Annotated in this window: 21 protein-coding genes and 1 pseudogene; 9 read left to right on the forward strand and 13 right to left on the reverse strand. The window is 63.7% G+C overall.

The window, feature by feature from the left end; all coding sequences use genetic code 11:
* Window positions 1-259 precede the first annotated feature (259 nt).
* From DNK10_RS07815 to glgB, 3 genes are read left to right on the forward strand one after another with little or no spacing between them, the layout of a single operon-like run.
* Window positions 260-2,284, forward strand: a complete 2,025-nt coding sequence (locus DNK10_RS07815) for an alpha-1,4-glucan--maltose-1-phosphate maltosyltransferase (protein ID WP_131182014.1) — start codon at window positions 260-262, stop codon at window positions 2,282-2,284.
* 13 nt (window positions 2,285-2,297) lie between these two features.
* Complete coding sequence (gene treS, locus DNK10_RS07820; protein ID WP_131191138.1) at window positions 2,298-5,630, forward strand: maltose alpha-D-glucosyltransferase; 3,333 nt, start codon at window positions 2,298-2,300, stop codon at window positions 5,628-5,630.
* Window positions 5,627-7,831 (forward strand): 1,4-alpha-glucan branching protein GlgB, encoded by a 2,205-nt coding sequence (gene glgB, locus DNK10_RS07825; RefSeq protein WP_131191139.1) that lies wholly within the window; start codon window positions 5,627-5,629, stop codon window positions 7,829-7,831. Before treS ends, glgB begins: the two co-directional genes overlap by 4 nt.
* A 141-nt stretch (window positions 7,832-7,972) precedes the next feature.
* Here the strand turns inward: glgB and DNK10_RS07830 are convergent, their stop codons facing one another.
* Entirely contained in the window at window positions 7,973-8,257 is a 285-nt protein-coding gene (locus DNK10_RS07830; protein WP_131191140.1) for a hypothetical protein, read from the reverse strand.
* Window positions 8,258-8,541: 284 nt separating this feature from the next.
* Here DNK10_RS07830 and DNK10_RS07835 point away from each other — a divergent pair.
* From DNK10_RS07835 to DNK10_RS07850, 4 genes and pseudogenes are all read left to right on the forward strand, one after another.
* A pseudogene (locus DNK10_RS07835) lies at window positions 8,542-8,652 on the forward strand (transposase domain-containing protein); the annotation flags it as partial.
* 104 nt (window positions 8,653-8,756) lie between these two features.
* Window positions 8,757-9,857: a DUF1615 domain-containing protein gene (locus DNK10_RS07840; RefSeq protein WP_131191189.1), complete on the forward strand. Its 1,101-nt coding sequence runs from the start codon at window positions 8,757-8,759 to the stop codon at window positions 9,855-9,857.
* An 80-nt stretch (window positions 9,858-9,937) separates the two neighbouring features.
* A complete protein-coding gene (locus DNK10_RS07845) occupies window positions 9,938-10,777 on the forward strand; it encodes an AraC family transcriptional regulator (RefSeq protein WP_131191141.1) in 840 nt (279 codons plus the stop codon).
* Between the two features lie 47 nt (window positions 10,778-10,824).
* Window positions 10,825-11,430 carry a LysE family translocator gene (locus DNK10_RS07850; protein ID WP_131191142.1) on the forward strand — a complete coding sequence of 202 codons (606 nt, stop codon included), beginning with the start codon at window positions 10,825-10,827 and terminating at the stop codon, window positions 11,428-11,430.
* A 77-nt stretch (window positions 11,431-11,507) separates the two neighbouring features.
* Here DNK10_RS07850 and DNK10_RS07855 read toward each other — a convergent pair whose 3' ends face one another.
* Window positions 11,508-12,185 carry a GNAT family N-acetyltransferase gene (locus DNK10_RS07855; protein WP_131191143.1) on the reverse strand — a complete coding sequence of 226 codons (678 nt, stop codon included), beginning with the start codon at window positions 12,183-12,185 and terminating at the stop codon, window positions 11,508-11,510.
* Window positions 12,186-12,223: 38 nt separating this feature from the next.
* The gene (locus DNK10_RS07860; protein ID WP_131191144.1) at window positions 12,224-12,850 is read right to left on the reverse strand and encodes an FMN-binding negative transcriptional regulator; all 627 of its coding nucleotides are present in this window, start codon (window positions 12,848-12,850) and stop codon (window positions 12,224-12,226) included.
* Between the two features lie 90 nt (window positions 12,851-12,940).
* Between DNK10_RS07860 and pdxR the strand changes: the two genes are divergently transcribed.
* Window positions 12,941-14,485, forward strand: a complete 1,545-nt coding sequence (gene pdxR, locus DNK10_RS07865; RefSeq protein WP_131191145.1) for a MocR-like pyridoxine biosynthesis transcription factor PdxR — start codon at window positions 12,941-12,943, stop codon at window positions 14,483-14,485.
* 354 nt (window positions 14,486-14,839) lie between these two features.
* Window positions 14,840-16,066 carry a PrpF domain-containing protein gene (locus DNK10_RS07870; protein WP_244216223.1) on the forward strand — a complete coding sequence of 409 codons (1,227 nt, stop codon included), beginning with the start codon at window positions 14,840-14,842 and terminating at the stop codon, window positions 16,064-16,066.
* Window positions 16,067-16,074: 8 nt separating this feature from the next.
* Here the strand turns inward: DNK10_RS07870 and DNK10_RS07875 are convergent, their stop codons facing one another.
* From DNK10_RS07875 to glgX, 10 genes are all read right to left on the reverse strand, one after another.
* A complete protein-coding gene (locus DNK10_RS07875) occupies window positions 16,075-17,067 on the reverse strand; it encodes a lysylphosphatidylglycerol synthase domain-containing protein (RefSeq protein ID WP_131191146.1) in 993 nt (330 codons plus the stop codon).
* Window positions 17,064-18,296 (reverse strand): cardiolipin synthase ClsB, encoded by a 1,233-nt coding sequence (gene clsB, locus DNK10_RS07880; protein ID WP_131191147.1) that lies wholly within the window; start codon window positions 18,294-18,296, stop codon window positions 17,064-17,066. Before clsB ends, DNK10_RS07875 begins: the two co-directional genes overlap by 4 nt.
* Window positions 18,293-19,072, reverse strand: coding sequence for an endonuclease/exonuclease/phosphatase family protein (locus DNK10_RS07885; protein ID WP_131182026.1), 780 nt, complete (start codon window positions 19,070-19,072; stop codon window positions 18,293-18,295). Before DNK10_RS07885 ends, clsB begins: the two co-directional genes overlap by 4 nt.
* A complete protein-coding gene (locus tag DNK10_RS07890; RefSeq protein ID WP_131191148.1) occupies window positions 19,069-19,980 on the reverse strand; it encodes a DUF72 domain-containing protein in 912 nt (303 codons plus the stop codon). The genes DNK10_RS07885 and DNK10_RS07890 overlap by 4 nt, the downstream gene beginning before the upstream one ends.
* 86 nt (window positions 19,981-20,066) lie before the next feature.
* Window positions 20,067-20,480 (reverse strand): CBS domain-containing protein, encoded by a 414-nt coding sequence (locus tag DNK10_RS07895; RefSeq protein WP_131182028.1) that lies wholly within the window; start codon window positions 20,478-20,480, stop codon window positions 20,067-20,069.
* A 149-nt stretch (window positions 20,481-20,629) separates the two neighbouring features.
* Window positions 20,630-21,274, reverse strand: a complete 645-nt coding sequence (locus tag DNK10_RS07900; RefSeq protein ID WP_131191149.1) for a glycosyltransferase family 2 protein — start codon at window positions 21,272-21,274, stop codon at window positions 20,630-20,632.
* On the reverse strand, window positions 21,271-21,897 hold the full coding sequence (locus DNK10_RS07905; protein ID WP_131191150.1) for a class I SAM-dependent DNA methyltransferase: 627 nt from the start codon (window positions 21,895-21,897) through the stop codon (window positions 21,271-21,273). The genes DNK10_RS07900 and DNK10_RS07905 overlap by 4 nt, the downstream gene beginning before the upstream one ends.
* The gene (locus DNK10_RS07910) at window positions 21,894-22,652 is read right to left on the reverse strand and encodes a PIG-L deacetylase family protein (protein ID WP_131191151.1); all 759 of its coding nucleotides are present in this window, start codon (window positions 22,650-22,652) and stop codon (window positions 21,894-21,896) included. Before DNK10_RS07910 ends, DNK10_RS07905 begins: the two co-directional genes overlap by 4 nt.
* A complete protein-coding gene (locus tag DNK10_RS07915) occupies window positions 22,649-23,686 on the reverse strand; it encodes an acyl-CoA dehydrogenase family protein (protein WP_131191152.1) in 1,038 nt (345 codons plus the stop codon). The genes DNK10_RS07910 and DNK10_RS07915 overlap by 4 nt, the downstream gene beginning before the upstream one ends.
* Entirely contained in the window at window positions 23,683-25,812 is a 2,130-nt protein-coding gene (gene glgX / locus DNK10_RS07920) for a glycogen debranching protein GlgX (protein ID WP_131191153.1), read from the reverse strand. Before glgX ends, DNK10_RS07915 begins: the two co-directional genes overlap by 4 nt.
* Window positions 25,813-25,823: the final 11 nt, after the last annotated feature.

Raw genomic sequence — 25,823 nt, forward strand, 5'->3', positions numbered from 1 at the left:
AGGTGCCGGCCTTGTTCTGACCTGCTCATGGCGCCTCGGAAACTCTGAACTTTGCCAGCGCCAGCAGGTTCGGAGATAGACAGGTCACGGTGCCTCGGAACTTTTCTGTCAGAGCCTTTTTTCGATGCCGCAGATCTTGATTTCCCTCCAGGTGCCGCGGCTAACCCGCATTCAGGTACGCACTGTCGCGTACGGCCCATGGCATGTGCCATGGGGCTAACAGCTTAATACGCCTGCCAGGTGTGAGGAGCCCGTTTCGATGCCACCTGCTTATCTGCAAATCCCTTATCTGCAAGAGCCTGTCCGTCTTAGTCATGGCGAGTTGTCATTGGAACAGGCGCTGGAGTTGCCGCGCCTGGCCATCGAGGAGGTAGAGCCGCAGGTCGAGCAGGGCCGCTTCGCCGTCAAGGCGATAGCCGGCGATCGGGTCACGGTCAGCGCGCTGATCTTTGCCGATGGCCACGACAAGCTCGCTGGTGAAGTGCTGTGGCGCTATGTCGGCGCCCAGGATTGGCATCGCGAGCCTCTGGAATCTATCGGCAATGACCGCTGGCAGGCCGAGATAACCCCGCAGCGGGTCGGTGAGGTCGAGTTCCTTATCGAGGCCTGGTGGGATGTTTACGCGAGCTATTGCTACGAGTTGTCGAAGAAATTCGGTGCTGGCGTGATCATCACTCTGGAGCTGCAGGAAGGCGAACTGTTGTTGCGTCAGGCCGCGGAGCGTGCCGAAGGCGACCTGGCCATGATCCTGCAAGCGCTGATCGATGAGTTACTCGATTTGCAGAGCCTCGACGAGCGCGTGGCCCTGCTGCTGGCGCCGCAAACCCAGCATATGGTGCGCCGTGCCGAAGGGCATCCGCACCGAGCCCGCAGCGCCGTCTATCAGCTCGATGTGGAGCGCCCGCTGGCGCGCTTCGCCAGCTGGTACGAGTTGTTCCCGCGCTCCGAGACCGATGATCCGTCCCGCCACGGCACCCTGCGCGATGTGATTCGCCGGCTACCAGACATCCAGGCCATGGGCTTCGATGTGCTGTATTTTCCGCCCATTCACCCCATCGGTACCACACACCGCAAGGGCCGCAACAATTCGCTCACGGCCGGGCCGGACGATCCTGGCAGCCCTTACGCCATCGGTAGCCACGAAGGCGGACACGAGGCGATCCACCCGCAGCTCGGTACCCGCGAGGACTTCATCGCCCTGGTCGAGGCCGCTCGCGAGCATGACCTGGAGATCGCCCTGGATTTCGCCATCCAGTGCTCGCCGGATCACCCGTGGCTCGAACAGCATCCGGGCTGGTTCAGCTGGCGCCCGGACGGCAGCATCCGCCACGCGGAAAACCCGCCGAAGAAGTACGAAGATATCGTCAACGTCGACTTCTACGCCGAGGACGCGGTGCCCGGATTGTGGCTGGCGCTGCGTGACGTGGTGCGTGGCTGGGTCGAGCTGGGCGTGTACCAGTTCCGCGTCGACAACCCGCACACCAAGCCGCTGCCGTTCTGGGAATGGCTGATCGCCGATATTCGCAAGACCCATCCGCAGGTGATGTTCCTCGCCGAGGCCTTCACCCGCCCGGCGATGATGGCGCGCCTCGGCAAGCTGGGGTTCACCCAGAGCTACACCTACTTCACCTGGCGCAACACCAAGGCCGAACTGGAAACCTACCTCACCGAGCTCAACGAGGCGCCGTGGCGCGACTGCTACCGGCCCAACTTCTTCGTCAACACGCCAGATATCAACCCATACTTCCTGCACCACAACGGTCGTGCCGGTTTCCTGATTCGCGCCGCGCTGGCGACCATGGGCTCGGGGCTGTGGGGCATGTACTCCGGCTTCGAGATCTGCGAATCCCTGCCGGTGCCGGGCAAGGAGGAGTACCTGGATTCGGAGAAGTACGAGATCCGCCCGCGCGACTATCAGGCGCCCGGCAATATCGTCGCCGAGATCGCCCAGCTCAACCGCATCCGCCGCCTCAACCCGGCCCTGCAGACACACCTGGGTTTCCAGGCCTTCACCTGCTGGAACGACAACATCCTGTACTTCGGCAAACGCACCGCCGACCGCGAGAACTTCATCCTCGTGGCCATCAGCCTCGATCCGCACAACGCCCAGGAAGCGCACTTCGAATTGCCGCTCTGGGAGCTGGGGCTGGACGACGACGCCACGACCCTGGGCGAGGATCTGATGAGCGGCCATACCTGGCAGTGGCACGGCAAGGTGCAGTGGATGCGCATCGAGCCCTGGCACCAGCCGTTCGGTATCTGGCGTATCCGCGTGGCAGGCTGAGAGGGCATAACCGATGGCACGAAAAGCCCGACGCGATACGTTCCTCAACGACCCGCAGTGGTACAAGGACGCGATCATCTATCAGGTGCACGTCAAGTCGTTCTTCGACGCCAACAATGACGGCATCGGTGATTTCACGGGGTTGATCGACAAGCTCGACTACATCGCCGATCTGGGCGTCAACACCCTGTGGTTGCTGCCGTTCTACCCGTCGCCGCGCCGCGATGACGGTTATGACATCGCCGAGTACCGCGGTGTGCACCCGGACTACGGCACCATGGCCGATGCCCGCCGCTTCATCGCCGAAGTCCACAAGCGCGGCTTGCGGGTGATCACCGAACTGGTCATCAACCACACCTCGGATCAGCATCCCTGGTTCAAGCGGGCCCGTGCCGCGAAGCGTGGCAGCAAGGCGCGGGACTTCTACGTGTGGTCCGATGATGACGGCAAGTACGACGGTACGCGGATCATCTTTCTCGATACCGAGAAATCCAACTGGAGCTGGGATGCCGAGGCCGGGCAGTACTACTGGCACCGCTTCTATTCGCACCAGCCGGATCTGAATTTCGATAACCCGCAAGTGCTCAAGGAAGTGCTGGCGGTGATGCGCTTCTGGCTGGACATGGGCGTCGATGGTTTGCGCCTGGACGCCATCCCGTACCTGATCGAGCGCGACGGCACCAACAACGAGAATCTGCCGGAAACCCACGAAGTGCTGAAGAAGATTCGCGCCGAGCTGGATGCCAATTACCCGGATCGCATGTTGCTGGCCGAAGCCAACCAGTGGCCCGAAGACACTCAGCTGTATTTCGGCGGCCAGAACGGCGGCCCTGGCGATGAATGCCATATGGCGTTCCATTTCCCGCTGATGCCGCGCATGTACATGGCCATCGCCCAGGAAGATCGCTTTCCGATCACCGATATCCTGCGCCAGACGCCGGAGATTCCGGACAACTGCCAGTGGGCGATCTTTCTGCGCAATCACGATGAGCTGACCCTGGAAATGGTCACCGACCACGAGCGCGACTACCTGTGGAACTACTACGCGGCCGATCGCCGCGCACGTATCAACCTGGGTATTCGTCGCCGCCTCGCGCCGCTGGTAGAACGTGATCGGCGTCGTATCGAACTGCTCAACTGTTTGCTGCTGTCCATGCCGGGTACGCCGACGCTGTACTACGGCGATGAGATCGGTATGGGCGACAACATCTTTCTGGGCGACCGCGACGGCGTGCGCACACCGATGCAATGGTCGCCGGATCGCAATGGTGGGTTTTCCCGCGCCGATCCCGCCAGCCTGGTGCTGCCACCGGTAATGGATCCGCTGTATGGTTTTCAGAGCGTCAACGTCGAGACCCAGTCCCGCGATCCGCACTCGCTGCTCAACTGGACGCGGCGCATGCTCAACATCCGCAAGCAGCACAGGGCATTCAGCCGCGGCACCCTGAAGATGCTCACGCCCAACAACCGGCGTGTGCTGGCTTACCTGCGCGAGTCGACCGATGCTGAAGGCAACCCGGAGCTGATCCTCTGCGTGGCCAATCTGTCCCGCGCTGCCCAGGCGGTCGAGCTGGAGTTGTCGGCCCACGACGGCAAGGTGCCGGTGGAGATGGTTGGCGGCTCGTCGTTCCCGCCCATCGGCCAGCTCAATTACCTGCTGACCCTGCCGCCTTACGGCTTTTACTGGTTCCTGCTCGCCGAGGCGGCGCAAATGCCCAGCTGGCACGTGCCACCGGTCGATCGCTTGCCGGAACTGACTACCCTGGTCATCAAGAAGCAGCTCGGTGAGCTGCTGCAGCTGCCAGCCCGCGCGACCCTGGAGCAGGAGTCGCTACCGGCCTATCTGCCCAAGCGCCGCTGGTTCTCGGGGCAGGGCGAGGATCTGGACCAGGTCAAGCTGCTCTACGCCATTCCCTTCGGTGGCGCGGACGAGCTGTACGTGCTCAGTGAGGTGGAAGTCAGCCGTGAGTCGGGCGCCTGCGAGCATTACCAGGTGCCACTGGGGTTCGTTGGCGAGCATGAAGCCGGCAGCAGCGTGCCTCAGCAACTGGCCATGGCGCGTCTGCGTCGCGGACGGCAGGTCGGGTTGCTGACCGATGGTTTCACCCTCCCTGGTTTCGTCCGTCACGTGATGCGTCATTTGCGTGAGCGCAGCGTGCTGGGTTGGCAGGGCAGCGAGATCCAGTTCGTGCCGACGCCGCGTCTGGAGGCGCTGGGTGAGCTGGCCGACGCGGACGTGCAGCTGATCTCTGCCGAGCAATCCAACAGTTCGGCGATCATCGCCGAGCTGGCGGTGCTCAAGCTGGTTCGCCGCGTGCTGCCCGGCATTCACCCGGAAGCCGAGGTGGGCGGCTACCTGACCGCCGTCGGCTTCGAGCACATCGCGCCGCTGTTGGGCGAGGTGCGCCGGGTCGACGAGCAGGGCGTGCCCCATACGCTGATGATTCTGCAGGGCTATCTGAACAATCAGGGCGATGCCTGGCAGTGGACGCAGAACAACCTGGAGCGGGCCATTCGCGATGAGCTGGCCGGTGGCCTCTCGCAACAGGAAAACCAGTACACCGCCCTGGCAGAACTGGAATCCTTCGCCGGACTCCTGGGGCAGCGCCTGGGCGAAATGCATGTGGCCCTCGGCCAGCCCAGCGACAACCCGGATTTCGGTTATCGGGAAGCCAATGAGGCCGATGTGGCCGAGTGGTCGCAGAGCATCGCCGCCCTGGTGCGGGAAGCACTGAATGTAGTGGCCGAAGGCAGAGGGCATCCGCCGGGTGAGGCGGCCAATCAGGCCGATTGGCTGGCCGCGCGGCACGAGCAGATCATCACTCTGGTGAACGATCTGGCACGCCGTTCGGCGGGCGGTATCCGCATGCGCGTGCATGGCGACCTGCACCTTGGCCAGGTGCTGGTGGTGCAGGGCGATGCCTACCTGATCGACTTCGAAGGCGAGCCGACGCGCACCCTGGACGAGCGCCGTGCGTTCTACAGCCCGCTCAAGGATGTCGCCGGCATGCTGCGCTCTTTCGACTATGCCGCCTCCATGGCCATGCGCAGTGCCCAGAGCGCGGACGTATCGAACGAGGCAGAGGAGGCTCGTCAGCGCATCGCCGGGCTCTATCGCAGCCAGGCCAGAACGGCTTTCAACGAAGCCTATCGCCTGGCCGCGGCGAATCTGCCCCATGCCTGGCACGACCGCGAAGGTGAAGTGGCGGCGTTGGCGCTGTTCTGTATCGAGAAAGCGGCCTACGAAATCCTGTATGAAGCGCGCTATCGACCCGATTGGCTGGAGGTTCCAGTACAAGGACTGATAGAGCTGACCAAATATCTTTTGGGGAGCGGTAAACGATGATCAATGGAGAAACCGATCGCCAGGTGGCGGGTGTCGAGCGCGCTGCCATCGAGGCCCTGGTGCGGGCCGAGCACGGCGATCCATTTTCGATTCTAGGGCCCCATGAACTGGCTCACGGCCTGACGATTCGCACCTATTTGCCCGGCGCCCTGGGTGTCGAGCTGATCCACGCGGTTACCGGCGAGGAGCTCGGTGCGCTGGAGCAGTCCAGCGTGCCAGGGCTGTTCAGCATTCGCGTGGAGCAGCGCATTCCCTATCGCTACCGCATCCACTGGAGTTCCGGTGTACAGGAAAGCGAAGACCCCTACGCCTTCGGCCAACTGCTCGGTGAGATGGATCTGTACCTGTTCGCCGAAGGCAACCACCGCGAGCTTGGCAAGAGCCTCGGCGCCCAATTGACCACCCATGAAGGCGTGCAGGGCGTGCGCTTTTCCGTGTGGGCACCGAATGCCCGCCGGGTGTCGGTGGTCGGCGGTTTCAATGACTGGGATGGTCGTCGCCACCCGATGCGTCTGCGCCAGCCGAGCGGGGTCTGGGAATTGTTCATTCCGCGCCTCGCTGCGGGCGAAGTCTACAAGTACGAGATTCTCGGTCGTGACGGCCTGTTGCCGCTCAAGGCCGACCCCATGGCGCTGGCCAGCGAGCTGCCGCCGGCCACCGGTTCGGTGGTTTCCGCGCCACTGGAGTTCGACTGGCGTGACGGCGACTGGATGCAGCGCCGTCAGGCCCATCAGGGCTACCAGGCGCCCATGTCGATCTACGAAGTGCATGCTGGCTCATGGCGCCACGATGGTGATGAAGAGGGCCGCGTGCTGAGCTGGAAAGAGCTGGGCGAGCAGTTGATTCCCTATGTGCAGCAGTTGGGCTTCACCCATATCGAACTGATGCCGATCATGGAGCACCCGTTCGGCGGTTCCTGGGGCTATCAGTTGCTTTCCCAGTTCGCGCCCACCGCGCGCTATGGCAGTCCGGCGGATTTCGCCGCCTTCGTCGACGCTTGCCACCAGGCCGGTATCGGCGTGATTCTCGACTGGGTGCCGGCGCATTTCCCCACCGATGCTCACGGCCTGGGCCAGTTCGATGGCACCGCGTTGTACGAGTACGCGCACCCCTTCGAAGGCTTCCACCAGGATTGGGATACCTACATCTACAACCTCGGCCGCACCGAGGTGCATGGTTTCATGCTGGCCTCGGCGCTGCACTGGCTGCGTGCCTATCATATCGATGGCCTGCGCGTGGATGCGGTGGCTTCGATGCTTTACCGCGACTATTCGCGCAAGGAAGGCGAGTGGATTCCCAATCGTCATGGCGGGCGCGAGAATCTGGAGAGCATCGACTTCCTCCGTCATCTCAACGATGTGGTGACCCAGGAAGTGCCCGGTGCCCTGGTGATCGCCGAAGAGTCGACCGCCTGGCCCGGCGTCAGTCGGCCGGCTCAGGAGGGCGGCCTGGGGTTTGCCTACAAGTGGAACATGGGCTGGATGCACGACAGCCTCCAGTACGTCGCCGAAGACCCGCTGCACCGTCAGCACCATCACCACCAGTTGACCTTCGGCCTGCTGTACGCCTTTTCCGAGCACTTCGTGCTGCCGATTTCCCATGACGAAGTGGTGCACGGCAAGCGCTCGCTGCTCGACAAGATGCCCGGTGATCGTTGGCAGAAGTTTGCCAACCTGCGCCTGTACCTGAGCTTCATGTGGAGCCATCCGGGCAAGAAGCTGCTGTTCATGGGCTGCGAGTTCGGCCAGTGGCGCGAGTGGAACCACGACCATGAACTGGATTGGTACCTGCTGCGTTACGGCGAGCACAAGGGCGTGCAGCAACTGGTCAGCGACCTCAACGGTCTGTACCGCCACGAGCCTGCGCTGCACAGATTGGACGGCCAGGCCGAGGGCTTCGCCTGGCTGATCGGCGACGATGCCATCAACAGTGTGTTCGCCTGGCTGCGTCAGGATGAAAGCGGTGCACCACTCCTTGTGGTGCACAACTTCACGCCCGAGCCGCGCAATGGCTATCGCGTCGGCGTACCGAAGGAGGGGGCCTGGCACGTGCTGCTCAACAGCGATGCCGAGCGCTACGCCGGCTCGAATGCTGGCAGTCAAGGCGGGCTGCTGACCGAGGCACTCGCCAGCCATGGCCAGCCGCAGTCGTTGTTACTGGATCTGCCACCACTCGCCACGCTGGTGATCAAGCCGCAGTGAGGGCAGGAAGGATGGATCTAGGGCGATCCATCTTTCTTCGTGAAGCGCCATTCGCCTGGAAGGCCGTTTTCAACGGCTTTCCATGGGCTACCTGTTCTTGAAGGCTCAGGTGGCCCATGGCAACGCCAGGACGCTATGCCGTCAGACGTAGGGCTGACCGGAGAAACCGCGGGGCAGGCGATGGGTACCCGGCAGCTCGGTGAGGTGCTGTTGCCAGGCGGAGCGCCAGTCAGTGCGAGGCTGATTGCTCTTGGCCTGGCGAGCGGCACGGCGGGCCGCATTGCGGGTGTCGCGACGGGCCTGTTTGTATACTTCGGTGTTGCGGCAGTTGCGGCACTTGACCCGGTTCAGCTCTTTGCTGGAGGTGACGTTTTCGCCGTGGGTGCCACAGGCCAGGTGACCATTGGTCTTGTAATGGGTAACCATGGGTGGATCTCCTTACACATGTCGATCCTGGAGCGAAACTTGCCCCGTGTCCGCAGGCCCGATGATTCAGGCCGTAGGTGTTTGGTAGACCGTTACGCCTGTGCCTCGGTTCGAACTGCTTTTCCGCCGCACATGGGTCAATGCCAGTCGCCGCGGTAAGGCGGATCGATATCTGTAGGGTGGATCGGGGCGTGCAACCTGGCGAAGCGTAATCCGTCGTTTGCCGTGAACGGTTTTGTCGCTTCATTCGGCGGATTACGCCTTCGGCTAATACGCCCTACGGCCTGAATGGTCATGGTTCATACGCCTATCTGAAGGATGTTCTCACGCGCCTGCCGACGCAGAGGGCGAGTGAGATCGAGCAGTTGTTAGCACATAGGTGGCGGCTGGCTTGATCACACAAGGCGTGACGCCCGGACGCATACCTCCGAGCCTGGCGAAATTATTGCGGATAGGCTGCATGCTGGCGTTGTCTCATCAGGGTTGTATCTATCTGAGGATGTTCCTGGTGAAGCCATTGTTGCTGCGTACGCCTTGTGCGCTGTTGATCCTGCTGCTGGCTGGCTGTTCCAGCCGTGGGCCGCAGGTACCGGCACCGAAACCGGCCGAGGTGCGCGCGCAGATCGTCCGGCTATTGCCAGCACAGACAACTGATCGTCAGGGCTGGGCGGCCGATATCTATGCCGCGTTCGCTGCCCAGGAGATCCCGCCGACCACCGAAAACATATGCGCCGTGTTGGCGGTAACCGAGCAGGAGTCGACTTTCCAGGCCGACCCGCAGGTGCCGGGCCTGGCGAAGATCGCCCGGGCGGAAATCGACCGTCGCGCCGCCAGCCTGCATATTCCGCGCATGCTGGTGAATGCCGCGCTGAACATCGAATCGCCTACCGGCAAGACCTACCAGCAGCGCCTGGACAGCGTGCGCACGGAAAAGCAACTGAGCGCCATCTTCGATGACTTCACCGGCATGGTGCCCCTCGGCCGGCAACTGTTCGGCACCCTCAATCCGGTGCGTACCGGCGGGCCGATGCAGGTCAGCATCGCCTTCGCCCAGGCGAATGCCGAGGGTTATCCCTACCCGCCCGACGGCTCGATTCGCCGCGAGGTATTCAGCCGTCGCGGTGGCATGTATTTCGGCATCGCCCACCTGTTGGGTTATCCAGCCAATTACCCGAAACCGCTGTACCGTTTCGCCGACTTCAACGCCGGTTGGTACGCCAGCCGTAATGCCGCCTTCCAGCATGCGGTCACCACCGCCTCGGGCATCCCGTTGGCGCTGGATGGCGACCTGATCATCCACGGCAGCAGCAAGGCTGGCTCCACCGAGCTGGCCGTGCGCTCTTTGGGCAAACGTCTGAACATGAGCGATCGGGCGATCCGTCGGGCGCTGGAGCAGGGCAACAGCCTGGACTTCGAGTCGAACCGTCTGTACGAACGGGTTTTCGCCCTGGCAGAAGACGCCGAAGGCAAGCCATTGCCGCGGGCCGTGCTACCAGGGATCGTGCTGAAAAGCCCGAAGATCACCCGGCGCCTGACCACCGCCTGGTTCGCCGAGCGTGTCGACAGCCGCCATCAGCGGTGTATGGCGCGGGCCAGGTAAAGGACTGCACAAAACTTCCAGAATAAGCGCGGCGGCTCGGTTAGCATGGAAGTTCCACAGAACGTGGCGCTGGAGCAGGCATGAGCGCACAGAGCTGGGTCGATCTGGCCCAGGACGAAGACACCGGTATCGAGACCATCCGCGCGCATTTTCGCGGACACGCCTACGATCCTCACTGGCACGACGCCTATCTGGTCGGGTTCACCGAACAGGGCGTGCAGCAGTTCCATTGCCGCAAGCAACTGAACAGCAGCCTGGCCGGTCAGGTGTTTCTGCTCGAGCCCGGCGAGCTGCACGACGGTCATGCGCCGGAGCCGGAAGGCTTCACCTATTCCATGCTGTACCTGGATGCCCAGTGGCTGGAGCGCGAGTTGCGCAGCCTGTTCGAGCAGGCGCCCACCGACTGCCTGCCGGGGTTCAGTGCGACCCTGGCCAGCGAGCCGCGCCTGCTGGCGGCTGTCGGCGAGGCTTTTGGCGCCCTGCATCGCCAGGAGATGCGCATGGCCAGGCAGGGTGCACTCGACGGCCTGCTGACTCGCCTGACCGAACAACTGCACTGGCGTCGACGACTCGATCCGGATCCGCGTCTGCCACTGGTGGCGCAACGGGCGCGGGATTTCCTGCATGATCAGCACACCCGCGATATTGGCCTCGATGACCTGGCCGCTGCCTGCGGTGTCGATCGCTTTCGCCTGAGTCGCGCCTTCAAGGCGGCCTTCGGCCTGGCGCCGCACGCTTACCTGGTGCAATTGCGCCTGGCGCGAGCCCGACATCTGCTGGCCCGTGGCGAGCCGCCGGTGCAGGTCGCGGCGATCCTCGGTTTCGCTGACCAGAGCCACCTTGGCCGCTGGTTCCGGCGCGCTTACGGTATGACCCCCGCCCATTACCAGCGCCGCTGCTCAAACCTTCCAGACGCCTGACTCTGCCCGACTCATCATCAGCTTTCGGTTTGTTCTGGAGCGGGTCGATGAGTCAGTTGTTGCCTTTCATGCTGTTCGCTTTCGTCGCGTCCATCACGCCGGGGCCGACCAATGTGCTGGTGCTCGGTAGCAGTGCCCGCTACGGCGTGGCGGCGACCTTGCCGCTGGTACTGGGCGCCTGTTTCGGTGCGGCGGCCATCGTGGTGGCGGTGGGGCTTGGCCTGGGCGAGCTGCTGCAACAACATCCGCGCCTGCAGTGGGCGATGGCCTGGTTCGGCGTGCTGTGGCTGAGCTACCTGGCGTGGCGGATCTTCACCAGCCCGCCTGCTGCACTGGATGGCTCGGATGTACAACCTGGCGAGCACCGGCTCGGGCTGTTCGCCGGTGCGGCGCTGCAACTGGTCAACCCCAAAACCTGGATGATGGCCCTGGCGGTGGTCAGCATTTTCGCCACGCCCGGCCCCGGGCAGGCCATGCGGGTGAGCCTGCTGGCGGCGATCTTCCTGGCGATTTCGCTGCCCTGTCTGGGTTGCTGGGCATTGCTGGGGCGCGGTGCTGCCAGGGTGTTCACGTCAGTGCGGGCCATGACCCGTTTCAATCAGGCCATGGCGTTGCTGTTGCTGCTTTCGGCCTGGCTCGGCGCGCCGCTGTAGTGGCGTGCGTGAGGAAATGCTGTTGCAACGGCATTTTGTTGGACGGCTGCAATCGTATCGCCCCGAGGTCGGGGCTCCTACCGGATGCGTAGTTCTTCCAGACGTTGACGCTGATTGCCCTGCTCGTCGAAATTCTCGGGTGACAGCCAGCGTTGCAGAGCGTTGCGGCACCGCGGCCATTCGCTGTCGATGATCGAGAACCAGGCGGTATCGCGGTTCTGTCCCTTGATCACGGCGTGCTGGCGGAACAGTCCTTCCTGAACGAAACCCAGGCGTTCGGCGGCGCGCAGCGAGCGTTGGTTGCGGGCGTTGCACTTCCACTCCAGGCGCCGATTGCCGAGGTTGTCCATCGCCAGGCTCATCAGCAGCCAGATCGCCTCGGTGGAGGCGGGTGAGCGCTGCATGGCACGGCCAAAGGCGATATGGCCAATCTCGATACAACCGTCATTCACGGCGATGCGCAGGAAACTGAGCAGGCCCACGACGCGTTGCGTGGCGTTGTCCCGTACGGCGAAGAACAGTGGATCGCTGCTGGCCTGATTGGCCGCCAGCCAGGCATCGAACGGTGCGCGTTCGGCGAACGGGCCGTAGGGCAGGTAATCCCACAAGGATGGGTCGCTGTCCGCACCCTGCAGTGCATGCCAGAGATCATCGCCATGGCGCGCGGCATCCAGTGGTTCCAGGCGCACGTAGCGGCCATCGATGGCCGCGCGGGGCGGTGTCGAGGCGGGTTTCCAGTCGAGCAGGGTGGTCATGGTGCACCTCGGGATGTACGCGGTTTGTATTGTGCTGCTCAGGGATTCATGCGTTGCGCCAGGGCGCGGTCGCGATGGTCGCCGCTGGCGCTGAGGCCGTCATGTACGCCTTGGCGATCCGCTTCGCTGCGGTTCTGGCCAAGCTTCCATTTGCCTTCCAGGCGCTCGATGGGCAGGGCGAAGCCGACGATGGCGCGCAGCATGCCGGCGATGTAATCCTGTGGCGCATCGCCTGGTGCCCAGGGTTGCGGGCGCGGGGTTTCGTGGCGTGCGGTCAGTTCGTCGAGCAGGCTCAGCAGGCGCTCGGCATCGTCGAATACTTCAGCGCGACCATAGGCGTGCACGGCAATGTAATTCCAGGTCGGTACCACTTTGCCGTGCTCGGCTTTTGCTGGATACCAGGACGGACTGACATAGGCATCGGCGCTATTGAAGATCACCAGCGCCTCGCCGCCTTCGGCCAGCACCCGCCAGTGTGGATTGGCCCGCGCCAGGTGGCCGTACAACGTGCCATAGGGGCCTTCTTCGGGGCGCAGCAGCAAGGGCAGGTGGCTGGCTTGCAGGCCGTTTTCGCCATGGCTGATCAGGGTGGCCAGGCGGCAATCGGCGATCTCCCGGTGCAGGGCAGCGAGGTCGTTCTGGCGGAAAGCGGAGGGCACGTACATGGCTCGTTCCAATGAGAGGACGCGCTTATGCTAGAACTGCTATTGGTCTGTTGTAAGATCCATTTTCTGTGACTTTAATGGGGCCAATTCATGGCGTCGTCAGCACCCTTGCCGGTCGATCTGTCGGGCCTGCGTCTGCAGCCTGGTAGGGGATTGGCTCGTCAGCTCTACCAGGCTCTGCGCGAACGCATGCTCGATGGTCGCTTGCCCGGTGGCACACGTTTGCCAGCCAGCCGGCAGTTGGCCGAGCGTCTGGGCGTGTCACGCAATACCGTGAACCGTGCGCTGGATCAGCTCTACGCCGAGGGCTACGTGCAGGGGCGCGTCGGTGATGGCACCTATGTGGCCGATATCGCCGCGGTGGCAGAGTCGCCAGTTGCCGAAACGCCTGGCACCGCTACGAGTGCTGCGCTGCAGTTGCTTGACGAGCACCACCTGCCGTCGCCGTTGCCGGGGGCGCCACGGGCTTTTCGCGTCGGCGTGCCGGCCTTCGATCTGTTTCCGTTCGAGACCTGGGCGCGGCTCTCGGCGCGTTTCTGGCGCAGGCCATCGCCGGCGCGGCTGGGCTACGGCGATCCGGCTGGCGACCCGCAATTGCGCGAATTGATCGCCGCCTACCTGCGCAGCAGCCGTGGGCTACAGTGCGATCCGGCGCAGATCATCGTCACCTGCGGTGCGCAGCAGGCGATCAGCCTGTGCGCACAACTACTGATCGAACCAGGTGACGCTGTTGCTGTGGAGGATCCGGGTTACCGTGCCGCCGCCCATGCCTTCACCGTTGCCGGTGCACGGTTGCGGGGTATTGCCATCGATGCCGACGGCTTGGATGTCGCGGCATTGGAGCGGGCAGGGGCCTGCCGACTGGTCTATGTCACGCCTTCGCACCAGTATCCGACCGGGGTAACGCTGTCGCTGCCCAGACGCCTGGCGCTGCTCGACTGGGCTGAGCGCAACGAGGCCTGGATCATCGAAGACGATTACGATGGCGAGTACCGCTACAGCGGCACGCCCCTGGCGCCGCTGGCCGCCTTGGATCGCGCGCAGCGCGTTCTCTACGTCGGCACCTTCTGCAAGATCGCTTTTCCGGCCCTGCGCCTCGGCTATCTGGTGCTGCCGCCCAGGCTGGCCGGTGCCTTCGCTCGCCGTCGCGCCGTGGATATGCGCCATTCCGAAATCGGCACCCAGGTGGTGATGGCCGAGTTCATCGCCGCCGGGCATTTCCAGCGGCATATCCGCCGCATGCGCAATGCCGCCCGCGCGCGCCGCGATGCCTTGCTTGCCGGCTGGCCACGGGCCGTGCCGGGCTGCGCGTCGCTGCCCGAAGTACAGGCAGGTCTGCATGTGAGCGTGCGTTGCGAAAGCCTGGCGCGCGAGCGCGAGCTGGTTGCCGGGGCCGCCGCCGTTGGCGTTGAGATCAATCCACTCAGCGCCTACTGGCTGCCCGACAGTAATACGCCGCAGAATGAGCGTGCCGGCCTGGTACTCGGCTTTGCGGCAGTGCCGGAAAAGGATATCGATGATGCGCTGCAAGCCTTGCGCGGCGTTTGGAATCAAGCCATTCACGCCGAGGCTGGCTGGCAAACAACCGCTACGCCGTCGAAGCGCACTTCGGCCGGACACCGCGATGATCGATGAAAAGAGCGGCGCAGACACAACCGACGAAACTGCTTCAGTGGATCGGGCGCGTAGCTAACGCTCTTTTTGTCCACCAGCCTGTAGGATGGGGCGGGGCGCGCAGGTGAAACCCATCAATTGCCGATGGGTTTCACCCATCCTACTACTGTAGGGTGGATCGGGGCGCATAGCTGACGCTCTTTTCATCCACCATCGCGATTGCAGAGCGGTGGACGGGGCGGGCCGCGTAGGTGAAGCGTCGTCCAGCCTACGAACTGCTGCCGATCATACGGATACGGGTTCCTATTTGCCGACTAAGCAAAGATCGTGAGCAGCTTTTAAGATAGGCACCCACCCGAGCATGAGGAAACACCGATGCGGATGTTGCAGTCTGCCGAATTCCAGCCCCGCCTGCGTGATGGCCTGATCGAGTTTCCGGTACATCACGTGCGCGGTGGAACGTCCACCGGCCTGGTGCTCTGGGAGCCGTTCGCGCCTGCTGACCCGGCGTTGCGTGAAGAGCTGTTGCGCCATCTGATGGGCGTGCCGCTGAGTGGTTCACAACCCGGCAATCGGCAGATCACCGGTCTTGGCCGCGGCGCTCCAACCAGCAACAAGGTGTTTTTCGTCGATTGGGAATCTGCCAGCGACGGCGAGCGACTGGTCAGCACCCTGGCGCAGTTGGCCGGTGATCACGCGGCAGTCGACTGGAGCGTCAATTGCGGGAATCTCTCCAGTGCCTTGCCGCTGTGGGCGCTGGATGTCGGCCTGGTCACGACCGCGCCGGGCGAGGCCCGCGATATCGGCATTCGCAACAGCAATACCGGTGTACTCAGTACCGGGCGTATCGGTCGTGCTGCCGATGGTGCCCTGGTCACGGCGGCGATTCCTGGTGTCGATGGTGAGTTTCCCTCCGTCGACCTGTTCCTGCACGACCCCGTGGGTGCCAAGACAGGGCAACTGCTGCCGACCGGCCAGGTCGTCGAGCGGATCGACGGGCGTGCGGTGTCCTGCGTCGATGTGGCGGTGCCGATGGTCATCGCTCTGGCCAGCGATTTCGGCAAGACCGCGCACGAGCCGCTCGTCGAACTGCAGAGCGATCAGGCGTTCATGGCTGACTTGCGCCGTGTGTGGGTGGCGGCGGGCCTGCGTATGGGGCTGCGTCGCCGCGACGGTGAGTTGATGACGGCCGACGAGTTGGCACGCAGCGAAACCCAGCCAAAGGTCTGTATCGTTGGGCCACCCAAAGCGGACGGTAACCTTTCGGTGCGCTATTTCACGCCGCAGGTTCTGCATGCATCGATGGCGGTTTCCGGTGGTTGCTGTCTGGCGGCTGCGGCATTGATTCCGGGCTCGGTGGCCTGGCAGGTCGCCAAAGGGCTTGAAGCGCCGTCAGGCGAGTTCGCCGATATCGAAGTGGCCATCGAAAACCCCGCCGGCATTCTCGCCACTACCGTGGTGGCGCGTGAGCACGAGGGCAGGTTGCAGATCAGCAGTGCGGCTTATCGGCGAACGGCACAGGTGCTGCTGCGCGGGCATGTGCCGCTGTATCGGGCATCGCCGGCCCTGGTCGTGGCACTGCGGCCGCTGACGCAAGGCTAGCCACGGCCTCAGGCCGGATCGGTACTCTCTGCGGAGGTTTCCTGGTTGCTGTTCCGGCGCAGCTTCTTCGCACGTTTCTCCAGTACCAGATACACCACGCAGGCGACGGCCAGGGGCAGCAGGAAGTAGATCGCTCGGTAGCCGATCAACGCGGCGACGATGCTGCCCTTGGGCATCTGGTGCTGCAGCAGGGCGATGAATACCGCTTCGATCACACCCAGCCCGGCAGGGATATGGGTGATCACCCCAGCGATGCTGCTGATCATCAGAATGCCGAGAATCATCGGGTAGAAGGCTTCTTCCGGCAGTAGCAGGTAGATGATCAGCGCCATCAGCGACCAGTTCAGCGCGCCCAGTGCCGCTTGCAACAAAGCCATGGGCAGTGCCGGCAGGGTCAGTTCATGGCCGCGTACGCTCCAGGTACGGCGCTTGGAAAACTGGCAGGCCAGCAGATAGCCGATCCCCACCGCCAGCAAAGCCAGGCCGATGATGCGCAGCCCGGTGGCGCCGATGCTCCAGCTTTCCGGCAGCTCCAGCAGGCCGAAGGTGAACAGCACTCCCGCCAGCAGGATGTAGCCCAGCCAGTTGGTGATCAGGCTCATGCTCAATACGCGGGTGATGGTCGAGACCTTGAGCCCCAGGCGCGAATACAGGCGATAGCGCAGGGCGACGCCGCCGACCCAGGAACTGAGATTGAGGGTGAAGGCATAACAGACGAAGGTCAGCGGCAGGATCTGCCGCGCCGGCAGTTTGTGGCCGGTGTAGGCGCGGCCGATCAGGTCGAAGCTTGAGTACACGGCGTAGCTCAGCGCCGAGACGCCGACTGCTGCGAGCAGAATGCCGCCGCTGTAACCGCGCAGCGCCTTGCTGACTTCCTGCCAGTCGAGATTCTTGACCAGCACGAACAGCAACACCGGCACCAGGATGAAGAAACACAGGGTCAGCAGGCGTTTGGCCCAACGCCACACGGGCTTGCCTTGCTTGTCGTCGGGCTCGCTCACGAGACTTTCTCCTGGTCGACCTGCAAAGTACTGCACGGCGGATTTTCGACTTCCGGCTGCAGCAGCTTGAGCCGTGGAGAGTGCGCCGGGAACCAGCCGGCGATGGCCGGGAAATGGCGCAGGAAGTGGAAGCACAGGAAGATCAGCGGCGCGCGCCACCAGTAGCCGCGCATCACCCGTTTCAGCGGCACCGACTTGCATCTGGAGGTAGCCAGCTCCATCAGGTGTTCGTACAGGCGGCGGTTGAGCGCCGGGTCGCGGACGATCACGTTGGCTTCCAGGTTCAGCGACAGGCTCAGCGGATCCAGGTTGCTGGAGCCCACGGTCGACCATTCATGATCGGCCAGTGCCACCTTGCCGTGCAGCGGACGCTGGCAGTATTCGTAGATGGTCACGCCGTCGCGCAGCAGGTAGTTGTAGGTCAGCCGTGAGCACAGGCGTACCAGCGGCATGTCCGGCTGGCCCTGCAGGATCAGCGTGACCTTGACCCCACGCCGCGCTGCGTTGCGCAGTTCGCGCAGCAGGCGATAGCCCGGGAAGAAATAGGCGTTGGCCACCACCAGCCGATGCTGGGCATTGCGGATGGCGTCCAGATAGTGCTGTTCGATGGTGTTGGTATCGGCGTCATTGTCACGCACGGCCATCAGCAGGCGGCTGTTACCGGCGTGGCGCTGCAGGGTCGGCTGATTGCTGCGGCGCAACGCCACCTGGCGGTCGTCGCGGCTTTCCAGCAGGCGCTCGCTGGCGGCATGCAGGTCGGCGACGATCGGGCCGCGTACGCGTACCGCGTAGTCCTGCTTGGCCATCGGCCCGTAGTCATCGAGGTGATCGGCGCCGAAGTTGATGCCGCCGACATAGGCGACATCGCTGTCGATCACCACGATCTTGCGGTGCAGGCGACGGAACAGGTTGGTGCGCATGCCCAGCAGGCGCTTGCCTGGGTCGAACATATGCACGCGCACACCGGCCTCGACCAGTGCGGCGACATACTGCGGCGTCAGGTCGGCGGTGCCGTAACCGTCCACGGTGATCTCCACGCGGGCGCCATTTTTCGCCGCGGCGATCAGCGCTTCCTGCAGCTCCATGCCGACCTTGTCTTCGAAGATGATGAAGGTTTCCAGCAGCACTTCGCGTTGCGCATTGCGGATGCTCTCGAACACGGCCGGAAAGAAATCCTCGCCGTTGATCAGCAAATCGACCTGGTTTCCATCACGCCAGTCGTACTTCATAGCCGTATCTCCACAGCCAACGGTGCATGATCCGACAGGTGCGACCAGGGGCGAGTCGACAGCACCTGCGGGTGGTGAGTCGTTGCGTTACGCACGTAGATGCGATCCAGACACAACAGCGGCCAGCGCGCGGGGAAGCTCTTGGCCGGTGTGCCGTGCTCGCTGACGAAAGCCTCTTTCAAGCCGCTGGCGGCCAGCAGCCCGTCGGCGCGCTTGCGCCAATCGTTGAAGTCCCCGGCGACGATCACCGGGGCATCGGCGGGCAGTCGGTCGAGTACCTTGCACAACAGGTCGAGCTGCTGCTTGCGATGGATTTCGCGCAGCCCAAGGTGCACGCAGATGGCGTGTACTTCGGCGTGGCCCGGCACGTCGAGCACCGAGTGCAGCAGGCCGCGTTGCTCCTGGGTGCCGATGGAGATATCCAGGTTCTCGTGGCGCAGGATGGGGAATTTCGACAGCAGCGCGTTGCCGTGATCGCCGTGCGGGTAAACGGCGTTGCGCCCGTAGGCGAACTGCGGCCACATGCTGTCGGCGAGAAACTCGTACTGTGGCGTCGGCGGCCAGTCTTCGTAGCGCTTGGCATGGTGTTCGTGGGTGCCGTGCACCTCCTGCAGGAACACCATATCCGCCGACAGCGTGCGCACCGCGTCGCGCAGCTCCGGCAGGATGAAACGCCGATTCAGCGCGGTGAAACCCTTGTGGGTGTTGACCGTAAGAATCTTCAGCGAATGTACCGCGCTGGCCAATTCGGTCGGGGCGGGTTGGAGGGTGGTCATGAGGGAGCTCCTGGCGACTGGCCGGGGGCGTTGGGTAGAGCCTCGGCCAGATCGAACTTCTGTAAAAGCGAGTAGGCGTCGTAGGGCGCGCGTACCTTGAGGTCGTTGTCGAAATAGCAGTAAACGTCACGCGAGGCCCGTGCCCGCGGCTTGTGTTTGTCGATCAGTTGCGCGTCGCCGGGGTGGTGACCGCGGCTCCAGGTGGCGATGCGCTGGTGCCAGTGATCCAGCGCCTGTTCGTCATAGCCACTCTCGTAGAGCTTGCCGTTGCCGTGCAGGCGCAGGTAGACGAAGTCGCTGGTCAGGTCTTCGGCGTAGGGCCACTTGCCGCCGCTGTCGGCGAACACCAGGGCGACCTTGTGCTTGCGCAGCAGGGCGATGAAGGCTGGGTCACGGAAGCTGTCATGGCGGATTTCCACGGCATGTTGCAGGCGCTGGTGATGGGTCACCTCGAGGCTGCCCTCGCTGTGGCGATCCGCTGCGCGCGCACAGCGCTGCGCCTGTTCGGTATCTTTCGGCAGCAGGGCGAGAAATTCGGCGAAGCGCTGCTCGTCGAAAGCCATGCTCGGCGGGAATTGCCAGAGAATCGGGCCCAGCCTGTCGCCCAGTTGCAGCGGGCCGGAGGCGAAGAAATTGGCGATTGGCGTGGCCACATCGTTCAAGCGGCGTATGTGGGTGATATAGCGCGGCGCCTTGACCGCGAAGCGAAAACCGCTCGGCGTTTCGCTGGCCCAGCCGGCATAACGCTCGGGGGTCTGCAGGGCATAGAACGAACCATTGATCTCGATGCTGCTGACTGCGCGGGAGGCGAATTCCAGCTCCTCGCGCTGGCGCAACCCGGGCGGATAGAAATCGCCACGCCAGGGCGCGTAGCGCCAGCCGGAGATGCCGATATGGATACGGTTCAAGGGTGTGCACCGACATGATGGGCACCGGCCGGCAGGCTACCTGTGCGAACGTTCGCACACGCAACCGGCTGCCTTCGCCCCATGGCTCAGTGAGCCCCGGTGACGCTGCGCAGCAGGGCTACGCTGGCATCGTTGTCGCCGCCCTGAGCGATATTGCCCAGGGAGATCACGCCAACCAGCCGCTTCTCGCGGCTGAGCACCGGTAGGCGGCGCACCCTGTTCTCGCCCATGTTGCGGGCGACATGCTGCAGGTCTTCATCCTCGAAGCAGTAGCGGATGTCGCCACTCATCACTTCGGAGATCGGCGTTTCGCCCGGCATGCCGGTGGCCACAGCGCGAATGGCGATGTCGCGGTCGGTGATCATGCCGATCAGGCGATCATCCTGATTGACCAGCAGGGCACCACAATCGATGCGCGCCATTATCGCGGCCGCTTCGTGGATGGTCTGGCTTGGCGTGATGGTTTGCACGCCGCGGGTCATGATATCGCTGACTTTCATTCTGTCCTCCTGGTCGGTGGTCGAGCTGGTTCAGCGAGGCGCCTGGGTAGCCGTATGCGTTCCAGGTGTCGTTAAATTCCGACTGGAAGGACAGAGTGGGGTTCAAGGTTTCTGCCGGCTGGACGGCGGGCGCTCGGGCTTGTTCGGTGCTAAAGCAGGGACTTGAGATAGTCGCCGAAGCCACCTCGGGCTCGGCAGTCCAGCCGCGCGCTGGTGTACACCTGCGGCAGGCAGCTCCAGGCGATGCGCGCGCCGATACGCTCGAAGGCCGCCACCAGTTGCACGTCTTCGTCGACCGGGATTGCCTTGAACCCGCCCGCGCGGCGGTAGCAGGCGGCGCTGAAGGAGAGATTGGCACCATGGATGTGGCGGTGCCCGTCGCGAGCCTGGTAAGCGCTTTCGTAGCGCGTCTGTACTGCCTGGCCGAGGTCGCCCCATTCGGCGATCTGCACGGTGCCACACACCATGTCGGCCTTCAGATCCAGCTGGCGCACCAGCCAGTCCTGCGCGACGTGGCTGTCGGCGTCGGAGCACGCGATCCAGGTGGCGCCGTGAGACAGCAGCCACTCGATGCCTGCAGCCCGCGCCAGGCCGACATTGTGTGCTTGCAGCGTCAGGGTATCGACCGGATAGCTGGCCGCGATACTGGCAGAGCCGTCGCTACAGCTATCCAGCACCACCAGTATGCGAACCGGCACGTCCAGGTCGGGATGAGCTGCAGCAGCCAGTACCGCACCAAGGCATTGGTCGAGAGACAGCTCTTCGTTGTGCGCGGGAATGACGATACCGATCATGCTGGCAACTCATGTCCATCGCCGGGGGCGAGCCCCTCGCGTTGTGCCACGGAAGTCGACTGGGTACCCCACACCTCAAGCAGCATGTCGGTATCCTCGTGACGGAGCAGGCGCGGCAGCCCCAGACCCTGGTGAAGACGCTCGTGTACTTCATCACCGGTCAGCGGACATTCGTCGATGGGCCTGCGCCAGTGGCAGGCGAGCAGGTTGCCGCCCTGGTTGAGCGCAGCGCGGGCACGGGTGATCAGTTGGTCGAGATCCTGCTCGTCCAGGTAGTAGCACAGTTCGCTGAGCACGATCAGGTCGAAGCTGCCTGGCGGCCATTGTTCGGGCAGGCGAGTCTGCAGCAGACGCACGTTGCTGCGGTGTTCGAGGCGATTGCGGGCCAGCTCCAGGGCGATGGCCGAGGTGTCGCTGCACAGCAACTGAGTGCAGCGTTCCGCCAGACGGACGCTGAGCTCACCATTGGCGCAACCCGGTTCGAAGATACTGCCGTAATGGCTGCGTGGCAGAGCGGCGAGCGTCAGGTTGCGCTTGCGCTGCTCGTACCAGCGCTCGCGGAACGACCAGGGATCCTGGCTGCCCTTGTAGAGCTTTTCGAAGTAGTTGTCTGCGACGCTCATAAGAACACCACCTCGAATGGTTGCTGCAGGCGTTCCACGGTAATGGCCGAAAGCACCGGCTCGTGGTCGGTATCCGGATCGCTGTACAACTGGCTGGCAAAGGCCTGTATGGCGTGACGCTTGCGCGCCTGGGCCCATTTATCCAGCTGTAGCTTGCGGGCACGAGCCCACGGAATGCGCGGGTCTTCCGGGTTGGCCCAGTGCCAGGCCCATACGGGGATCTCGTGCACGCGCGCGCCACATTCCCGAGCCACCGCCAGGGCAGCACGGCCTACGGCCTCGTGGTCGCTGTGGCCATCCTCGCTCCAGGTGGTGAACACCACGTCGCTGGATTGCAGGTAGGTTTTGAGAAAATCGCGCAGTTGGTTTTCCTGAGCGGCTACCCCGGTATCGGGAAAGCCACCGTGTATCCATTGCATCTGGTTGAGTGGCAGACCCAGGCGCTTCAGCGCGTCGGCGGTCTCCAGCGGGCGTACGATGCTCAGCCGTTGCGGTGTCCAGTAACGCGAGCCCTGGTGGCTGGCACCGCCATCGGTAACCGAGATCAGCAGGACTTGGCGTTGTTCGCGAGCCAGCAGTTGCAGCAAGCCTCCGCAACCGAGGATTTCATCGTCCGGATGGGGCGAAACGATCACCGCCCGTGACCCGGCCGGCACCAGCTCCGCGCAGTCGATATCGGCCACCCGTGCCAGGTGCCGTGACGCTTTCCAGGCTTGTGGCGAGGTGCCTTGTCCTTGAATCGGGTTGGCATTCATAGCATCCAGCTCCCTTGTCGTTGTCGCGCTGTGAGGCTGCCGAGGGCGGCCAGATCGCGCTCGGCATGGCTCTGTCGCAGGAACACCGGCAGGTCGGCGAGATGCCGTGCGAGCGCGGCATCTCGGCAGTACGGGGCGGCGCCCAGCGCACGGCCGACATGGCGAATCACGGTCTCGGCGCTGCTTTCGCACAAGGCACGTACGCGACGCACCGGTAACTCGGCGTTGGCCTGTGGGTTTTCGTCGATCCAGCGGGCGCAGTCGTGCAGTGCGCTGGCAGCCGCCAGCAGCGTACTGTCCACCTCGCCGAGGTGGGCGAGGGCATGGGGTTCATCGTGCCGGGCACAGTGCCTGCGCAACGCCTCGCCGATGGTCTGTGCCGAGCCATACCAGCAGGCCGCGATACCCGCGCCGCCTTGCCAGAAACCTGGTCGCTGCAGATAGCCGTCGGCTGGGCCTACGAGCCACCCGCGGGCTTCCTCGAACAATATTTCGACGCTCTGCGTGGCCTGCATGCCGATCGCCTGCCAGCCCTGGTCTGTGATGTGCACGCCAGGCTGCTGCAATGCGACGGCGACCAGTTGCTGCTCGCCGCGGGTATTCCAGGCGGTGAGCAGCCCATGGCTGAGCACCTTCGCGCCGGAGCACCAGGCCTTGCGTCCATGCAGGCGCACACTGCCGTCGCTTTGCTCGGCGTCCAGCTTGACGCGTGCCTGCGGCGGTTCGGCTGCCCACATGCCCCAGGTACTGTCTGCGGGCGGTGGGTTGGCAGCGAAGTGCTGCATGATCGCCAGCGCGTCAGTGTGCCCTTCGTAGAGTTTGCACAGGCTCAGGTCATGCGCTGCGACCGCGGCCAGCGCCTGCCAGCGTTGCAGCGTCTGGCCGCTGCCAGGCTGCGGTAACTGGTCGAGATCGGCGCGGCAAAGCGTTTGCAATGCCTGCGCGAGGGCCTCGGGCTGGATCGGTGCGTGTAGCGGCAGCTCGCTTAGTAGAGCGCCGAGGCGATCCGCTGAAAAGCCGCCGCTGTGTGTCATACCGGCTTTTCCTTGTGCAGCTCGAAGAGCACCAGCGAGCGATGAGTCATGGTGAACTCGCTGCCGAACTGGAAGACTTCGTCTTCCGGCTCGTCGGTGCGGTTGGTGTCGAGCATGCACGTCCAGTGGCTGCCCTGGGCGACTTCCGGCAGGTGGAAATTGACCACGTCGTGGTGGGCGTTGACCACCAGCAGCAGGGTCGCGTCGGCGCCGCTGCGGCGAATACCGGTCGGCTGAGCGCGGCCATCGAGCAGCATGCCCAGGCAGCGGGCGTGCGGGTCGTGCCAGTTTTCCTCGCTCATCTCCTCGCCGTGGGGCGCCAGCCAGGTCACGTCCTTGACGCCCAGCTCTTCGTTGTAGGCGCCGACGAAGAAGCGCCCGCGACGCAGGATCGGATAGTTCATGCGCAGCTTGATCAGCCGGCTGACGAAGGCCTGCAGTTGCTTGCCCTGCTCACCGAGGTTCCAGTCGATCCAGCCGATTTCGCTGTCCTGGCAGTAGGCGTTGTTGTTGCCGTGCTGGGTGCGGGCGAACTCATCGCCGGCCACCAGCATCGGCGTGCCCTGCGACAGCAGCAGGGTGGACATGAAGTTGCGCATCTGACGCAAGCGCAGGTCGTTGATTTCCTCGTCGTCGGTTGGCCCCTCGACGCCGTGGTTCCAGGACAGGTTGTTGTTGCTGCCGTCCTGATTGTTCTCGTCGTTGTCCTCGTTGTGCTTGTCGTTGTACGACACCAGATCATTGAGGGTGAAACCATCGTGGGCGGTGATGAAGTTCACCGAGGTGAACGGCCGCCGACCGCGCTGGTTGTACAGGTCGCCGGATGCGGTAAGGCGGCTGGCAAGCTCGGCCAGCTGACCTTCGTCGCCTTTCCAGAAACCGCGCACGTTGTCGCGGAATTTGTCGTTCCACTCTGCCCAGCCCGGCGGGAAGCCACCGACCTGATAGCCACCGGGGCCGCAATCCCATGGCTCGGCGATCAGTTTCACCTTGCTCAGCAGCGGATCCTGGCGGCAGGCGACCAGGAAGCTGTGGCGCTCGTCGTAGCCGTCATGAGCACGGGCAAGAATGGTCGCCAGGTCGAAGCGGAAACCGTCCACACCCATTTCCCTGGCCCAGTAGCGCAGCGAGTCGGTGACCATCTGCAGCACGCAGGGGTGGCTCAGATCCAGGGTGTTGCCGGTGCCGGAATCGTTGATGTAGTAACGCTTGTCATCGGGCATCAGCCGGTAATAACTGGCGTTGTCGATACCGCGCATGGACAGGGTCGGGCCCAGCTCGTTGCCTTCGGCGGTATGGTTGTAGACCACGTCGAGAATCAGCTCCAGGCCGGCATCGTGCAGGTGCGCGGCCATCTCCTTGAACTCGTTGATGTGCCCGCTGGCCAGGTAGCGCGGATGCGGCGCGAAGAAGCCGATGCTGTTATAGCCCCAGTAGTTGTTCATGCCTTTTTCCAGCAGGTGCTGGTCGTTGACGAAGGCATGGATGGGCAGCAGCTCTACCGAGGTAACGCCGAGCTTGCGGATGTGCTTGATCACATCGGCGTTCATCAGCCCGGCGAAGGTGCCGCGCTTATCGTCGGCCACCGCCGGATGACGCATGGTCAGGCCGCGCAGGTGCGCTTCGTACAGCACGGTCTTGTCCCAATCCACACGATGGCTGCGATGCTTGCCCCAGGTGTACGCCGGATCGACGACCTTGCACTTGGGCACGAAGGACGCACTGTCACGCTCGTCGAAACTGAGGTCGCCATCGGGATGACCGATCTCGTAGCCGAACAGTGCTTCCGACCATTTCAATTCGCCCACCAGTTGCTTGGCATAGGGGTCGATCAGCAGTTTGTTGGGGTTGAAGCGGTGCCCGGCTTCCGGCTCGTAAGGGCCGTACACGCGGTAGCCGTAGATCAGCCCCGGATGCGCATCGGGCAGGTAGCCGTGCCAGATTTCGTCGCTGTACTCCGGCAGTTCGATGCGCTCGATCTCCTCCAGGCCGTCGGGATCGAAAATGCACAGCTCGACCTTGGTGGCGTGGGCCGAGAAGAGCGCGAAGTTGACGCCCAAACCATCCCAGGTCGACCCCAGAGGAAAGGGGTGACCTTCGGTAATACGCGAGCGTGGATGACTCATTCTGGGGGGCT

The sequence above is a fragment of the Phytopseudomonas daroniae genome (genome assembly GCF_004327275.1).
Lineage (GTDB): Bacteria > Pseudomonadota > Gammaproteobacteria > Pseudomonadales > Pseudomonadaceae > Aquipseudomonas > Aquipseudomonas daroniae.

Bases quoted from the DNA above. Each gene is read 5' to 3' on its own strand.
- DNK10_RS07915 (WP_131191152.1), bottom strand. From the start codon at position 23,686: ATGACACACAGCGGCGGCTTTTCAGCGGATCGCCTCGGCGCTCTACTA.
- clsB (WP_131191147.1), bottom strand. From the start codon at position 18,296: ATGAAGTACGACTGGCGTGATGGAAACCAGGTCGATTTGCTGATCAAC.
- glgX (WP_131191153.1), bottom strand. From the start codon at position 25,812: ATGAGTCATCCACGCTCGCGTATTACCGAAGGTCACCCCTTTCCTCTG.
- DNK10_RS07830 (WP_131191140.1), bottom strand. From the start codon at position 8,257: ATGGTTACCCATTACAAGACCAATGGTCACCTGGCCTGTGGCACCCAC.
- DNK10_RS07870 (WP_244216223.1), top strand. From the start codon at position 14,840: ATGCGGATGTTGCAGTCTGCCGAATTCCAGCCCCGCCTGCGTGATGGC.
- treS (WP_131191138.1), top strand. From the start codon at position 2,298: ATGGCACGAAAAGCCCGACGCGATACGTTCCTCAACGACCCGCAGTGG.
- glgB (WP_131191139.1), top strand. From the start codon at position 5,627: ATGATCAATGGAGAAACCGATCGCCAGGTGGCGGGTGTCGAGCGCGCT.
- DNK10_RS07910 (WP_131191151.1), bottom strand. From the start codon at position 22,652: ATGAATGCCAACCCGATTCAAGGACAAGGCACCTCGCCACAAGCCTGG.
- DNK10_RS07845 (WP_131191141.1), top strand. From the start codon at position 9,938: ATGAGCGCACAGAGCTGGGTCGATCTGGCCCAGGACGAAGACACCGGT.
- DNK10_RS07860 (WP_131191144.1), bottom strand. From the start codon at position 12,850: ATGTACGTGCCCTCCGCTTTCCGCCAGAACGACCTCGCTGCCCTGCAC.
- DNK10_RS07900 (WP_131191149.1), bottom strand. From the start codon at position 21,274: ATGATCGGTATCGTCATTCCCGCGCACAACGAAGAGCTGTCTCTCGAC.
- pdxR (WP_131191145.1), top strand. From the start codon at position 12,941: ATGGCGTCGTCAGCACCCTTGCCGGTCGATCTGTCGGGCCTGCGTCTG.
- DNK10_RS07885 (WP_131182026.1), bottom strand. From the start codon at position 19,072: ATGACCACCCTCCAACCCGCCCCGACCGAATTGGCCAGCGCGGTACAT.
- DNK10_RS07815 (WP_131182014.1), top strand. From the start codon at position 260: ATGCCACCTGCTTATCTGCAAATCCCTTATCTGCAAGAGCCTGTCCGT.
- DNK10_RS07905 (WP_131191150.1), bottom strand. From the start codon at position 21,897: ATGAGCGTCGCAGACAACTACTTCGAAAAGCTCTACAAGGGCAGCCAG.
- DNK10_RS07840 (WP_131191189.1), top strand. From the start codon at position 8,757: ATGTTCCTGGTGAAGCCATTGTTGCTGCGTACGCCTTGTGCGCTGTTG.
- DNK10_RS07895 (WP_131182028.1), bottom strand. From the start codon at position 20,480: ATGAAAGTCAGCGATATCATGACCCGCGGCGTGCAAACCATCACGCCA.
- DNK10_RS07855 (WP_131191143.1), bottom strand. From the start codon at position 12,185: ATGACCACCCTGCTCGACTGGAAACCCGCCTCGACACCGCCCCGCGCG.
- DNK10_RS07850 (WP_131191142.1), top strand. From the start codon at position 10,825: ATGAGTCAGTTGTTGCCTTTCATGCTGTTCGCTTTCGTCGCGTCCATC.